This window comes from Gallibacterium genomosp. 3, assembly GCF_001678475.1.
Lineage (GTDB): Bacteria > Pseudomonadota > Gammaproteobacteria > Enterobacterales > Pasteurellaceae > Gallibacterium > Gallibacterium faecale.
The window spans coordinates 29940-44645 of the sequence record NZ_JTJR01000009.1; the positions used below are offsets into that span (position 1 = coordinate 29940).

The 14706-nt window shown below is 36.8% G+C and carries 15 protein-coding genes; 6 read left to right on the top strand and 9 right to left on the bottom strand.

Annotation, left to right across the window (positions count from 1 at the left end; genetic code table 11):
* The first annotated feature begins 21 nt into the window (after window positions 1-21).
* Window positions 22-1692, top strand: coding sequence for a SulP family inorganic anion transporter (locus QV06_RS02115; RefSeq protein ID WP_065236735.1), 1671 nt, complete (start codon window positions 22-24; stop codon window positions 1690-1692).
* A gap of 27 nt (window positions 1693-1719) precedes the next feature.
* Window positions 1720-4116, top strand: a complete 2397-nt coding sequence (gene mrcB, locus QV06_RS02120) for a penicillin-binding protein 1B (protein WP_065236736.1) — start codon at window positions 1720-1722, stop codon at window positions 4114-4116.
* A gap of 156 nt (window positions 4117-4272) precedes the next feature.
* Here mrcB and mepM read toward each other — a convergent pair whose 3' ends face one another.
* A complete protein-coding gene (mepM, locus tag QV06_RS02125) occupies window positions 4273-5799 on the bottom strand; it encodes a murein DD-endopeptidase MepM (protein WP_065236737.1) in 1527 nt (508 codons plus the stop codon).
* A 187-nt stretch (window positions 5800-5986) separates the two neighbouring features.
* Here mepM and znuC point away from each other — a divergent pair, with 187 nt between their 5' ends.
* From znuC to QV06_RS02145, 4 genes are read left to right on the top strand one after another with little or no spacing between them, the layout of a single operon-like run.
* A complete protein-coding gene (gene znuC, locus QV06_RS02130) occupies window positions 5987-6781 on the top strand; it encodes a zinc ABC transporter ATP-binding protein ZnuC (RefSeq protein WP_413789423.1) in 795 nt (264 codons plus the stop codon).
* Between the two features lie 9 nt (window positions 6782-6790).
* Window positions 6791-7576 (top strand): zinc ABC transporter permease subunit ZnuB, encoded by a 786-nt coding sequence (znuB, locus tag QV06_RS02135; RefSeq protein ID WP_065236738.1) that lies wholly within the window; start codon window positions 6791-6793, stop codon window positions 7574-7576.
* 2 nt (window positions 7577-7578) lie between these two features.
* Window positions 7579-7998: a group III truncated hemoglobin gene (locus tag QV06_RS02140; RefSeq protein WP_065236739.1), complete on the top strand. Its 420-nt coding sequence runs from the start codon at window positions 7579-7581 to the stop codon at window positions 7996-7998.
* Window positions 7999-8011: 13 nt separating this feature from the next.
* Window positions 8012-8563, top strand: a complete 552-nt coding sequence (locus QV06_RS02145; RefSeq protein ID WP_065236740.1) for a DNA-3-methyladenine glycosylase I — start codon at window positions 8012-8014, stop codon at window positions 8561-8563.
* 55 nt (window positions 8564-8618) lie between these two features.
* On the opposite strand, the gene QV06_RS02150 is transcribed toward QV06_RS02145, so the two are convergent.
* The 8 genes from QV06_RS02150 to QV06_RS02185 all read right to left on the bottom strand — a co-directional run bounded on the left by QV06_RS02150 (window position 8619) and on the right by QV06_RS02185 (window position 14558).
* Window positions 8619-9578: a lactate/malate family dehydrogenase gene (locus QV06_RS02150; RefSeq protein WP_065233831.1), complete on the bottom strand. Its 960-nt coding sequence runs from the start codon at window positions 9576-9578 to the stop codon at window positions 8619-8621.
* Window positions 9579-9673: 95 nt separating this feature from the next.
* The gene (locus QV06_RS02155) at window positions 9674-10183 is read right to left on the bottom strand and encodes a GNAT family N-acetyltransferase (protein ID WP_065236741.1); all 510 of its coding nucleotides are present in this window, start codon (window positions 10181-10183) and stop codon (window positions 9674-9676) included.
* 20 nt (window positions 10184-10203) lie between these two features.
* Window positions 10204-10485 (bottom strand): DUF1778 domain-containing protein, encoded by a 282-nt coding sequence (locus tag QV06_RS02160; RefSeq protein ID WP_065236742.1) that lies wholly within the window; start codon window positions 10483-10485, stop codon window positions 10204-10206.
* 211 nt (window positions 10486-10696) lie between these two features.
* On the bottom strand, window positions 10697-11578 hold the full coding sequence (gene nanA, locus QV06_RS02165) for an N-acetylneuraminate lyase (RefSeq protein ID WP_065236743.1): 882 nt from the start codon (window positions 11576-11578) through the stop codon (window positions 10697-10699).
* 28 nt (window positions 11579-11606) lie between these two features.
* Entirely contained in the window at window positions 11607-12473 is an 867-nt protein-coding gene (locus QV06_RS02170; RefSeq protein ID WP_065234802.1) for a MurR/RpiR family transcriptional regulator, read from the bottom strand.
* An 18-nt stretch (window positions 12474-12491) separates the two neighbouring features.
* Window positions 12492-12959 (bottom strand): N-acetylneuraminate anomerase, encoded by a 468-nt coding sequence (gene nanQ, locus QV06_RS02175; protein ID WP_065236744.1) that lies wholly within the window; start codon window positions 12957-12959, stop codon window positions 12492-12494.
* Window positions 12960-12971: 12 nt separating this feature from the next.
* Complete coding sequence (locus tag QV06_RS02180) at window positions 12972-13856, bottom strand: N-acetylmannosamine kinase (protein WP_065236745.1); 885 nt, start codon at window positions 13854-13856, stop codon at window positions 12972-12974.
* A gap of 12 nt (window positions 13857-13868) precedes the next feature.
* Window positions 13869-14558: an N-acetylmannosamine-6-phosphate 2-epimerase gene (locus QV06_RS02185; protein ID WP_065236746.1), complete on the bottom strand. Its 690-nt coding sequence runs from the start codon at window positions 14556-14558 to the stop codon at window positions 13869-13871.
* Window positions 14559-14706: the final 148 nt, after the last annotated feature.

The window sequence follows — 14706 nt, forward strand, 5'->3', positions numbered from 1 at the left end:
TTCTTTCCTAAAATCATCACTATGTTTGCAATCCAAGAAGCCTATAAAGCCGGGCTATTACAAAAAAAATATTGGCTAAATAATCTTGTCGCTGGCGTGATTGTCGGTGTTGTTGCATTACCTCTTGCTATGGCATTCGCTATTGCATCTGGTGTTAAACCTGAACAAGGAATTTACACTTCTATTATTGCTGGGTTAGCTGTTTCGCTGTTTGGTGGTAGTCGATTACAAATTGCTGGGCCAACAGGTGCTTTTATTATTGTATTATCAGGCATTACAGCACAATACGGTGTAGAAGGATTGCAAATTGCTACCTTGATGGCAGGAATTATTCTGTTTGCATTAGGCATTAGCAAAATGGGAGCAATCATTAAGTTTATTCCTGCACCAGTAATTGTTGGTTTTACTGCTGGGATCGGTGTAATTATTTGGGTAGGCCAATGGCGTAATTTCTTTGGATTGCCAGCAATTACAGGACAACATTTTCATCAACAAGTTTGGCAGCTATTACATGTTTTGCCACAGCTCCATTTAGCGACTACCCTATTAGCGTTGGCTGCCTTATTGCTAGTCTTATACGCACCAAAAATCAAATATCTGCATCGGATTCCCGGCCCATTAGTCGCATTAGTCGTCATCACGTTAGTTCAACAATTCGCACAATTTAATGGTGTCAAAACGATAGGTAGTGTCTTTGGCGGAATCCCGCAAGGCTTACCAAAATTTGAAGTTCCTCGTTTAGAATGGACTCAAATGATTACCTTGATTGGCCCGGCATTTACCATCGCAATGCTTGGTGCGATTGAATCTTTACTTTCTGCTGTTGTTGCAGACGGTATGGCTGGAACAAAGCATCAATCCAACCAAGAACTTATCGGTCAAGGAATTGCCAATATATTAGCGCCATTATTTGGTGGTTTTGCCGCAACTGGCGCAATTGCTCGTACCGCAACCAATATTCGTAACGGTGGTAATAGCCCTTTAGCGGGTATCATTCACGCTATCACTTTAGTCGTGATTTTAGTCGTGTTAGCACCTCTTGCGGCTAATATTCCATTAGCTGCACTCGCCGCTATTCTGTTCGTAGTTGCGTGGAATATGAGTGAAGCTAGACGTTTTATTAATATGGTAAAACGTGCTCCTCGTGCTGATGTGGTGATCTTATTAATTACATTCTTTTTAACTGTTTTTGCTGATTTAGTTATCGCAGTTAATATTGGCGTTATCTTAGCAACACTCTACTTCCTAAAACGTATGGCTTCTAGTGTAGAAATTTCGCCAAGTAGTGCGCATGAAATCAATCAAGAGCTTGCTCGTCAAGGTGAAAAAGATACGTTACCAGAATCTGCATTGGTGTTTGCATTAGAAGGCCCTTTCTTCTTTGGTGCGGTAGAAAATTTTGAACGTGCCTTAGCAGGAACAAATACTGATGCGAAATTTTTGATTATTCGTTTAAAATGGGTACCATTTATTGATATGACCGGTATTCAGGCATTAGAAGATGTCATCCGTTCATTACATCGTCGCAATGTGATCGTTATGTTCTCTGGGGCAAATAAACGGGTTGATCGTGAACTGAAAAAATCAGGCATTATTCAATTAATTGGGGAACAACACTATTTTCCTCATTTTGAGCAAGCCTTGGAACACGTTATTGAATTAGATAAACAAGATAAGCAACAGCAGGCTTAATCAGCAATCATTAGTAGTTAAAGTAATATGGCAGAAAATTCACCTAAACAGGCACCAAAGAAAAAAGGCCCTGTACTCAAGGATAAATTTTTCTCTTTTTCGATTAAATTGGGAATTACCGCCGCTTTTATGATCGGCTTTTATGGTATCTATTTAGATGGCAAAATTCGTTCTAAAATGGATGGCCAAATTTGGCAGTTACCTGCTGAAGTCTATGGACAAATCCCAAGTATCAAGCAAGAAACCCAACCCTCTTTAGAAGAAGTTAAGCAAAACTTATTAGAAAATGGTTATCGTCAAACTTCGCTAATCGCTGCACCTGGTGATTTTAAGATTGATCAGGATACCATTGTTTTAATTCGGCGTGCCTTTGCATTTCCTGATCAGCCAGAACCTCAACGTGTATTACGTTTACGGTTTCAACAGCAAAAATTGAGTGCGATAGAAGATCTTGTTACGCGTAAGATTGTGCCTGATTTTCGGCTCTCTCCTAAATTGATTGCCATGTTAAATTCAGAGGATGAAGAACGGTTAGCTATACCCTTACAACAATATCCACGTTTTCTGATTGATACTCTTATCTTAACCGAAGATCGTAATTTCTTTTCACATGATGGCGTGAGCTTTATTGGAATTGCACGTGCATTAGTGAATAATCTGAAAGCGGGCCATACTGTACAAGGCGGTAGCACACTTACTCAACAACTTGTCAAAAATCTCTTCCTCAGTAATGAAAGAACATTGACCCGTAAATTTAATGAAATCATTATGGCGATTATGCTCGATGCACATTACGATAAAAATCGTATCCTTGAAACTTATCTCAATGAAATCTATTTGGGACAAAGTGGTGATACACAAATTCACGGGTTTGCACTCGCTAGTCAATTCTATTTCGGTCGCCCTATTCAAGAGATCAATCTTGATCAAATTGCTTTACTAGTAGGTATGGTAAAAGGACCTTCGCTATATAACCCTTGGCGTAATCCTGAAAATGCTAAAAAACGCCGTAATACAGTGTTACAGCTGATGTTAGAACACAATATTATTGATAACGCACTATATCAGATGTTGAGCCAACGTCCGCTGGGGGTACAAACACAGCGTCCAATTCAACAACCACAACCGGGCTTTATGCAGGCAGTCCGTCAAGAATTAAATCAATTACTTGGTAATAAGAAACTGAATTATTTGTCAGGTGCTAGAATTTTTACAACACTTGATCCTGAACTACAACGCCAAGCTGAAAATGCCATTATTAGTGGTACAAATCAATTAAAACTACAACATAAAATTCCAGACTTAGAAGCAGCAATGTTAATTGCTAACTATCATACTGGAGAGATTCAAGCATTAGTTGCTGGTACTGATGTGCATTATGCTGGCTTTAACCGAGTTTTATCAGCAAAACGACAAATTGGGTCTTTAGTTAAACCCTCTGTTTATTTAACGGCGCTTTCTTATCCAGAGCGTTTTGCCTTAAATACGCCAATTAAAAACCAACCAATCAGTATTCCATTAAAAGGACAACCTGCTTGGCAACCTCGTAACTATGATCGTAAATATAGTGGTTCTGTTACTTTATTAAGTGCATTGGTACGTTCACTAAATATTCCAACTGTTAATATCGGTATGGCAGTAGGGCTAGATAATATTATTCGCAATCAAAAAAGTATGGGATGGGATCAGGCCAAAATTCCACGCGTCCCCTCTATGCTGTTAGGATCTTATGCAATCTCCCCTTATGATGTAACCAAGTTATATCAAGTCATTGCCAATAAAGGCGCAAAAGTACCTTTAACAACAATTCGCTATATTGTGGAACGTGATGGTCATCAGTTTTATCAACGCACAGTAAATCCTGAACAAGTTGTCGCTGAAGAAGCAACAATCGAAACCTTATTTGCAATGCAGCAAGTGGTTGATCGTGGTACAGCACGAAGTTTACAGCCAGATTTTGCTTCATTGCATTTAGCTGGTAAAACAGGAACAACTAACGACGGGCGTGATACTTGGTTTGTGGGAATTGATGGAAATAATGTCACAACTGTTTGGGCTGGATTAGATAATAACCGCAAAACTAAATTAACCGGTGCTTCTGGCGCATTACAAATTTATAAATCTTTATTAGGCAATATTGACGTTCAACCCTTAAAACTACCATTAACCTCTACATTAAAATGGGTCAGAGTTGATAGTCATGGCAGCTGGGCTTGTAATGGGGGTGGACAAGAGATCCCTGTTTGGATTAATCATCACCCTTGTGGTTCCGCAACAGATACGCCGGCAGAAGATAACCAGCCAAGTATCTGGGATGCGTTACAGCTAAATGATTCTGTTGATGAAGCTACCGAAGATAATACGCCTGATAGTAATCCACCAGATGGCGGTGCACTGGTTGAGGAAGCTGTTCCTGTTCATTGATATTTGGGAGTAGGAGAGGTTATCCCCCTCCTACTCTTTTTTATATACAATTTTGCGACTAATAAACTAGACCTCGTTTTATAATGGGTTACTTCCTATATCTTTAAGCAACATAAAATAACTCGGTCTAATTTTTATTTAAGTCCTACTACACCGCTACATCTTCAATTTATTTTGTACAATTTTAGCCTGTGCTAAGAAACGTTGGCGTTCCTTACTTGCCATTGTATTGTTCATTCCTGGTAATTTAACACGCATTGGATTAACCGCTACACCATTTACATGAAACTCATAATGCAAATGTGGTCCAGTCGAACGTCCGGTATTACCTGACAATGCAATCCGTTGTCCTTTTTTCACTGACTGCCCTTGTTTCACTAACGGTCTGCTTAAATGCATATAGACAGTTTGATACTCTCGACCATGACGTAGCATTATATAACGGCCTGCACCACCAGCTTGATATGACACTTTAATCACTACACCATCCGCTGGCGCAATAACTGGTGTGCCAACTGGCATCGAGAAATCGACACCTTTATGCGGCGCAATTCGACCAGTAACCGGATTTTTGCGTCGTGGATTAAATTGTGAAGAGATTCGATATTGGCGTTGTGTTGGATAACGAGAAAATCCTTTACCAAGCGTTTCACCATGGTTATTGTAATAACGTCCATTTTCCGCTTGGATTGCATAATAACTTTTACCACGGCTAATAATATGAATACCAATGACATTCCCTTGCCCCGTTAATTTATCGTTCAGATATTCACGATTTACTAAAATCGCATAACGGTCGCCTTTCTGTAATTTAGTTAAACTTAACTGCCATTGTAACGCATTGATTAATTGATAAATTTGCTTAGAATCCAAGCCATCTTGGCGTAAATGGGTATAAAGATTACCATCAATATCCCCTTTCAAGACTTCTTCTTTCCAAACGCTTTTCTTTTGAATGACTTGCATCACAAAATGGCCATCTGTATGGCGTTCATAAACGCGTTCTTCTTTACGCGATACTAGCCAATTCAAATATTGTAAATCGCCATCTTTTGATAAAATCCAATAAAATTGCTGCCCAGTTTGTAGATTTTTTAAGGTAGGATCTAATTGATATAATTCGTTAATTACATCCGTATCTAAACCACTTGAACCCAAGACATCATTTAATTTATCGCCATCTGCTACAGTGTAAGCAAATTGATTAGTAATTCTTAAGGCTTCACCTGCTGCATCTAATAGTTCATTTAATGCATCTTTGGCATCTTCTGGTAATTCATCATCACTAAATACGGTTTCATCTGATAATTGATCATCAAAATTCTCACCATGTGTATTCTGATTATCCACATTATCACTGCTAACATCACTCTCCGTACCTTCTGTATTTTGATCTGCTACGGTTGTTTCTGTGTTTTCTTCACTACTACTTTTTTCCGAATTATTTTGTTCTGAACTGTTCTTTTCAGCGGCAATTTCTTTATTTTCTGTTTGTTCTGTCACCGTAGGTTTACTGATATCAACACTTGTTGATGGAATTACTGTTTTAGTATCTGGTGTTTTAGTTTGATGATGTAAAAAATAAATAATCGATGAAAAGCAAAGTAATGCAATCGCAAAAAGCACTATTCTTATTGTTATCTTCTTCTTTAAGCGATCTCTTGCTAATTTAATATGTTGCATTCAAATAACCTAAATGGGTAAAACTTAATCATTTTATAAGAACTAAAATAAGACATAATATTAGCTGAAAAATTCCCAAAAGAATGGATTAATTTTTTTGAATGAATAAATCTTCGGCATTATCGAAAAAATTATTTGATCCGATAAACGATTTGCATAAAATACAGACCGTTTTTTTAAAGGTATCATCATTATGCAACAATTAAACTCTCCTTTAGTTGAACTCAAACATATCTCCGTTCAGTTCAATAATCAAACAGCACTACAAGATATCTCTTTATCGATCCAACCACGTTCAATTACTACCATTGTTGGACCTAATGGTGGTGGCAAATCGACATTACTGAAAGTATTATTAAAATTGATTACACCGCAACAAGGGAGTGTATATTACGCACCAAATACAAAAATTGGTTATGTTCCACAAAAAATTCATATTGATGCTACGTTTCCAATCACAGTTAGCAAATTTCTTTCACTTAAACCAAAAACAAGCAAGCAAGATATTGAACAATCTCTAAAATTGCTCTCTATTAGTCATTTAGCCGATCATACGATGCAAAAACTTTCTGGTGGTGAAATGCAGCGTGTATTATTGGCGCGAGCTATATTAAATAAACCCAATCTTTTAGTATTAGATGAGCCAACACAAGGTGTTGATGTCGTTGGACAGAATGAACTTTATGAATTAATTAACCAAATGCGTGAACGATTCGATTGTGCTGTATTAATGGTTTCACATGATCTGCATTTAGTCATGGCAAAAACAGATCATGTTCTTTGTATTAATCAACATCTATGTTGTCAAGGTGCACCTGATTCGATCAGCTCACATCCACATTTTATTGATTTCTTTAATAATCAACGTGAACAAAATGTTGCGATTTATACACACCACCATAACCATAAACACAATTTACATGGTGATGTTTGTTGCTCTGCAACACACCGTTCACCTGATTGCCAACATCAACAACAATAAGGCATACAAATGTTTGAAATTATTTTTCCTGCTTGGCTAACTGGGATGATTCTCTCTTTAATCACTGCCCCACTCGGTGCTTTTGTGGTTTGGCGGAAAATGGCCTATTTTGGCGATACGTTGTCACATTCTGCTTTACTTGGCATTGCTCTGGGCATTGCATTAAATCTTAATCCTTATCTCGCTATCTTAATTTTGATTGTTATATTGGCACTTGTTTTAGTATGGCTAGAAAACAATACTCACTTTGCAGTTGATACTCTACTCGGCATTATTGCCCACACAAGCCTTTCACTTGGTGTAGTCACTATTGGTTTAATTGGCGGTATTCGAGTCGATTTAATGAATTATTTATTTGGTGATCTCTTAGCAATTAATTATCAAGATTTACTCTGGATTGGCATTGGTGTTGTCTTAGTGCTAGTAATTTTATGCTATTACTGGTCAGCATTGATTTCTGCTACAGTAAATCCAGAATTAGCTCAAATTGAAGGCGTTAATGTAAAAAAAGGGCGAGTCATTTTAATGCTATTAACAGCGATTACGATTGCCTTAAGTATGAAATTTGTTGGTGCGTTAATTATTACATCATTATTGATTATTCCAGCTGCAACTGCTCGTCGCTTTGCCAAAACCCCTGAAAGTATGGCATTTATTGCTATTGCTATTAGTATGATCGCTGTCACTGGTGGTCTTTTACTCTCCGCATTTTATGATACTGCGGCGGGACCATCAGTAGTCATTTGTTCTTCTCTATTATTTGTGCTTTCTCTATTTAAGAAACAACAGGAGTAAGTATGCCGACTAAACTTTTAGAAAATCGTGCAGATATCGAGCTATTGGTTAATACTTTTTATGATCATGTACGCGCCGATCCACGAATTGGCTATATGTTTGATCATCTTAAAGGCAAACATTGGCAAGCGCATTTAGAAAAAATGTACCGTTTCTGGGAAAGCAATATTTTTGACTTAGAAAGTTACCAAGGAAACCCAATGTTAGCCCACATCAAACTGCATAATCGCCAACCTATGAGCGAAGAGATGTTTGCTGTTTGGCTAACACACTGGCAAGATACAGTACATCAATTATTTCATGGTGAGAAAGCGGAAAAAGCACTATTTCGTGCTGCTACGATTAAAGATTTAATGCAGCAACGAGTGCTGACTGATGAACTTCCGATGTTTATGAAGCGGATTCGTCCAACCAAAGGCTAAATAAGGAAATCAAATGAGTTATTGTGATTACGTCAATCAATTAGCCGATGGTCAAGATCCTTTCAATAAACATTATCACGATCACCATTATGGTTTCCCGATTACTGATGATAATGAGCTTTTCGCTCGTTTAGTTTTAGAAATTAATCAAGCTGGTTTAAGTTGGACAACTATCTTAAAAAAAGAAGCTGGATTTCGCCAAGCCTATGATCAATTTGAGATTGCTAAAGTCGCAGCTTATAGCGACCAAGATCGCCAGCGGTTATTAAATAATCCTGAGATTATTCGTAATCGTTTAAAAATAAATGCTGCAATCTATAATGCCCAACAAATTCAGCAATTACAGCAGCAATTTGGTTCTTTTAAACAGTGGCTCGATCTACATCACCCTAAACCATTGACGGAGTGGGTAAAGCTATTTAAACGCCATTTTAAATTTGTTGGTGGTGAGATTGTGAATGAGTTTTTGATGAGTTGTGGCTATCTACCCAATGCACATGATGAAAACTGCCCTATTTATCAAAAAATTTTACAAACTGATGTGCCTTGGAAACAGAAGCAATAATTTTTCTCTATGGAGGTATTTTCAACAAATTTGAAAATACCTCCTTGTTTTTATGTTAAAGATCTACCTTCAATCCAGTCTTTTCTGCAACATCTTCTGCAATTTTTCGCAAATTCTCTGCACTTTGATGTAAATCCACCAACTCTTCATCAGTAAAACGATATTTAGGAATTTTGCCAATCCCATCGCGGTTAATAATCATCGGCACACTAATAACAATATTGTGAATCCCATATTCCCCCGTTAATACTGTTCCTACGGGTAATACAGAATATTCATTGATATTGATAGCACGAATAATTCTAAACACACTAGCGGCAATACCATGATTCGTATTCAGTTTTAAACCAAACACTTTAAGCCCTTCTTGTTTTACTTCATCAAGTAATTGTTGCGGATCAATCACTGGATAACCATTATTACGGCAAAAGTCTTCTACTTTTTGTCCAGCAATATTCATTAAACTCCAAGGTAAAATACTATTCGCCCCATGTTCTCCCAGGATAAAACCAAAAATATTCTTAGGATCGATTTGTACTTTATCTGCTACTAATTTCATTAATCTAGCACTGTCCACAACACAACCAGCACTAATTACACGTTCTCGCGGATAAGAAGTATTGCAAGCAATAAAATGAGTGACAATGTCACAAGGATTACTCACAATAATTAGAATTGCATTTGGTGAATATTTTTCTAATTGTTTTGCAATATCTACTCCAATTTTAGCATTAATTTGCGCTAACTCTAGGCGATCCTGCCCGACTTTAATTTGGGCTCCTGCAGTAATCACAATAATATCGCTATCAGCAGTATCTTCATATTCACCGCTGATGACTCGTGTATTTTTCGCAAAGGTCAATGAAGACATATGGCTGAAATCCATCTGTTCGCCTTTACAGCGATCTTTATTTAAATCAACCAGTACAACCTCACTACATTCTCCCATATTGAGAATAAAACTTGCTATCTCGACCCCGACAGCCCCAGTTCCAATAATAGAAATTTTACGCATAATGTTTACTACTCTGTTGTGTTTACAATTATTATCAAATATTCAATTTAATATTTGAGTTAAAAGAAAATTGGAGTCAATAAATGACATTACTATTATTTAATTAATTTTGTTAAAGGCAAAAATAATGTATCTTGTTTGTCCATAAACTGGATAAATCCTAGTTTTTTATAAAATTCAACAGCTTTAATATCTTTCGCTTCTACCAATAATGCTGCAATTCCTAGCTTAGCCTCTCTTACTTTGCTAATTGCATCAGCAATCAAAAATTTACCAAATCCTTGCCGAGTAAAATTACGATCAATCGCAAGCCTGCCAATTAAAGTTGCCGGTATCATAGGATACCTAATCTGCTTCTTAATCCGAGAAATAGGAATATCTGCTACATTAATTGATGTGGCAGATAACGTATAATAACCGATGATTTTTTCTAGCTTTTTATTAATTAATACAAAACATTTGGTTAATTCTTTCTTCTCGTCTTGTGAAGCTTGTGTCTGAAAATAAAGGTTCAAAATTTGTGAATCACTACAAAAGGCTTGTTTGCTCAAAATAAGATCTGATAAAGCGACAATATCTAAATCAATTAGAATACCTCTATCCATTTCTATTCATCCAGTATCTATTATTGCTTTTGAGAAAGAAATGCATTGTGCATATCCATCGCTTCTTGCATAGACGCATTAAAATCCGTATCTGCGTTTAGTGCATCTACTAATAGTTTTTGATCCTGTATGCTGAGCATTAGAGATTGGTGCTGAGAAATTGTTTTTACTGAAGCTTGATACACAACATCAACTACAAAATCTGTCAATGATCGACCTGTAATCGCGGCTGCTTGTTTAAATAACTCATATAATTCAACATTGACTTTCGCTTCAAGTCTTGCTTTTGTCGTTTTTTTCATAGATTTTCCCCTTTTTCCTGATAGGGTTCTATTATTATACAAACAAAATATACGGTCAATAGCCGTATAAAATTAGTTATTTCCGGATACTCTCAATATAAAATACCTCGCTTAGCATAAAATTATGTTTACTTTTCCTTTTTAAGAGTAAAAAGAAACTCACCAATAATGGTGAGTTTCATCTTCATCAAATAGCATCTAAATAACAGAATTAAGAAAGGTATTTTGCTTTTAATTCTTTTGCAAATGCAACTTTTTCTGGCGTTAACTCTTTTGTCATTGGTTCACGACAATAACCTGCATCCACACCATCTAATTTGAGCAATTCTTTGATAGTGAGGTATAAACCATTTGATAAAATACCTTCAATTAAATCGTTTGTAACGTGTTGAATTACACGTGCTTCCGCAATCTTACCTTGTTGTGCATATTCAAAAATTTGTCTTGCACGTACACCATTAACGTTAAAGGTACTACCAATTGCTCCGTCCACACCTAATACCGCAGCAGAAAGCATCATTTCATCAAAACCAGCCCAAATAAGGTGATCTGGATACGCTTTTTTTACACGTTCTAATAAGTAGAAATCACCTGCGGTAAATTTCACACCAATTACTTTTGGATTTTTGTAAAGTTCACCAAATTGTTCTACACCAATATTAACACCAGTTAAGAATGGAATTGAGTAAACAATCATATTGTTACCAGTTTCTGCAATAATGGTGTCATAGTAGTTCTTAATTTCAGCAAAGCTGAATTTATAGTAGAACGGAGTTACCGCTGACAAGCAGTCATAGCCTAATTCAGTAGCATATTTACCCAATTCCACAGATTCATGTAGATTAACGCTACCTACTTGTGCAATTAATGCAACTTGGTCTTTAGCTTCATCTTTTGCGATACGGAAGATCTCTTTTTTCTCTTCAGTAGAAAGCATAAAGTTTTCGCCGGTACTACCACCCACATATAAACCATCAATTTTCATTTTATCGATGTTATAGCGAATAATTTCACGCAAACCTTTTTCATTAATTGAGCCATCTGCATTGAATGACACTAATAATGCACTAATGATACCTTTTAAGTTTTTCATGTTGTTTCCTTTCCTTATGACAAGAGAGTTATTTGATTCGTTGTTCTAAAATTACATTAATTGTTTTTTGCTTCGCCTGAATTGCACTTTGTTCTTCCTTACGCACTAACAATGCATAAATTAAATCCATCACGAACAGTTGCGCTATTTTGGTACCAATAGAATCGCCTTGCATCTGTCCTTGGCGATTACCATTGATTAATACATAGTCTGCCACTTCGGTAATAGGCGAACGCAAATTGTGCGTTAATGCAATTGTTTTCGCTTCGTTCTTTTGTGCAATCTTCAAAGTACGAATAATTTCTTCGGAATAACCAGAATGGCTAATACCAATCACGACATCCCCTTTCTTCATTAATGACGCTTGCATATACATAAAATGGTTATTGGTTGTTGCATCCACTTGTAACCCAATACGCATCAATTTATGTTTCACGTCTTCAGCCGTAATCCCTGATGAACCTACACCAAATAAGAAAATACGTTTTGCTTGTTGTAATTCATCTACCACACGTTCTAGCTGTTCAAAATCTAATAGATTAATTGTTTCTCCCACAACATTTACTAATGCAGTTTGCAATTTTTTTGCAATTTCCAATGCACTATCTTCAGCAGAAACATCTGTATCTAATAATGTTTGATTTTGTTTTTCTTGAGTTGCTAACTCAATCGCTAATTCAAGTTTAAAATCGGTATAACCTTTAAACCCAAGTGTGCGACAGAAACGAATAAAGGTAGCTTCGCCAACATTTAATTGTGCAGAAACTTCTGATAATGATGATTGGCTAAGTAAATTTGGAGATGCCAATATTGCGGATGCAATTCGTTTTTCTGTTTTAGTTAAACTATTTTGCAAAGCACCAATGGTATCTAGGATTTTACCGCTTTCTGACATTCCGACCTCCTTACAGGATTAAAGTAAACCCACAGGGACTTTTAGCACTAATTTTTTAAGATGTTGCACTTGTTGATCGACATTGCAGCATGGTTTATGCGGCTCATATGGGAAAAAGATAGCAAACATTTTTGGACGCAAAACGACTTCATTTTTAGCTTCAATATCTGGTGTTAATTGATAATCGTCTTGTTCATCATATTCAGTATAAAGTGAAAGATCTGGATAAACTGGACTACATTGAATCGCTTCTTTTCCACTGATCAAAACTTGGATATCTAAATACTTACGATGAATTTCTGCTTTTTTACTTTCTGCTGCGCAAGTATCTAGTTCCATAACGTTCATATAAACTTGATCGGTAATATCATGACGACCAGTTTCTAATCCAGCTAGGTCAATGGTTTGAAGATAATCTAATGCATCACCAATCGCCTTTGGTAAGCCTAATTTATAATCTTGTTTTGTTAAATCACCAATAAACATATTCTGTTATCCTTATTTTAATTTTTCTTGATTTTGTTCAACCCACCATGCAGCGCCAATTAAACCTGCATCTTGTCCATGGAAAGCACGTTCAACTTGGCATTGATAGAATCTAGGTTGTTGCTGTAAATAGGTTTGTACTAATGGTAGATATCCATCTGCTAACCCAACACTACCACCAATAACCACTTTTTGAATATCTAACCCGATCACTAGATCCGCAATTAAATTGGCAATGGTTTTCGCAGAACGGTGTACAACCTCACTCGCTAATGGATCCTGCTGACGGAAACGCTCAAATACTTCTTTCGGTGAACATGAGTTTTCCCACACACTGGCAGCAGCTTCAATCGCACGCCCAGATGCAATCGCTTCTACACAACCACGACGTCCACAACCACACACAGGCCCATTTGGATCCGCTAATGTGTGACCAATATGCCCTGCAACACCATTAGGTTCTGTTAATAATTGACGTTGTAGAATAATACCACCACCCACGCCAGTAGAAACGGTGATAAATACAAAATTTTCTACTTGATTAATGTCCTGTTCTTTATATTCTGCACAAGCAGCTGCTTGAACATCATTTAATAGACCTATTGGTTTATCAGTATGACGAGCAATGCTCTCTTTTAATGGAAATTCAGCTAAACCACCTAAGTTTTTTGGATTTAATGCTGTTAATACACCATTATTAATAATGCCTGTCGAAGCTACTGCCACACAATCAAATTGTCCTTGATACTGTTTTACAACGTGTGCCAATGCTTGATGCATTCCCTCAGCGGCATTTTGTTGTGGAGTAACAATTTGCTGACGCTGTACGACTTTGCCCTCTTTTACTAAAGCTGCTGCAATTTTTGTACCGCCAATATCTAACGCAAGAACTTGCATATCCTTTCCTTATTATTGATTGGCAGATTTCACTGTATTAGCAAACCAGCTCACAATATGCTCTAAACGTGTTAATGCAGAACCAACTGTAACGGAATGCGCGCCGATCTCAATCGCTTTTTTCGCTAATTCAGGCGTATTGTAACGTCCTTCAGCCATCACTCGACAACCTGCTTTCGCTAAATCAATGACTAATTGATAATCCGGTTCTGCTGGTACTGGACCACCAGTATAGCCTGACATAGTACTTCCAATCAGATCTACCCCTAATTTTTGACAAAACATTCCTTCTTCAAAGGTAGAACAATCCGCCATCGAAAGTAATCCTAATTCTTTAATTCGTTTTACTGTTTCTTCAATACTGGTCGGGCGGTTACGGAAAGTACCATCAAAAGCAATAATATCTGCTCCTGCTGCGGCTAACGCTTCAACATCGTCTAAAAATGGGGTAATCCGTACTGGGCTATCTGGTAAATCGCGTTTTACAATCCCAATAATAGGTACATTAACCACTCTACGGGTTGCTTTTAAATTATCAACACCTTCAATTCGTAATCCTGCTGCACCACCAATCACAGAGGCTTGTGCCATCGCAGCGACAATTTCTGGGTGATCCATTGGACCATCATCAACAGGTTGGCAAGAAGCAATTAAGCCGTGCTTAATCACTTCAAGAATATGTTGTTGATCTAAATTTGACATATAAACTCCAGTAAACTTAATAAAAAAGAAGTTAGACTTCATTATGCTGTGTAATTTACTCTTATGTCGTCTTTAGAACAAGAAAAATAATTTTTTTTTGAGATCTAGATCATAAATTTTAGACGGGAAAATGGAGGAAAATTGCTAT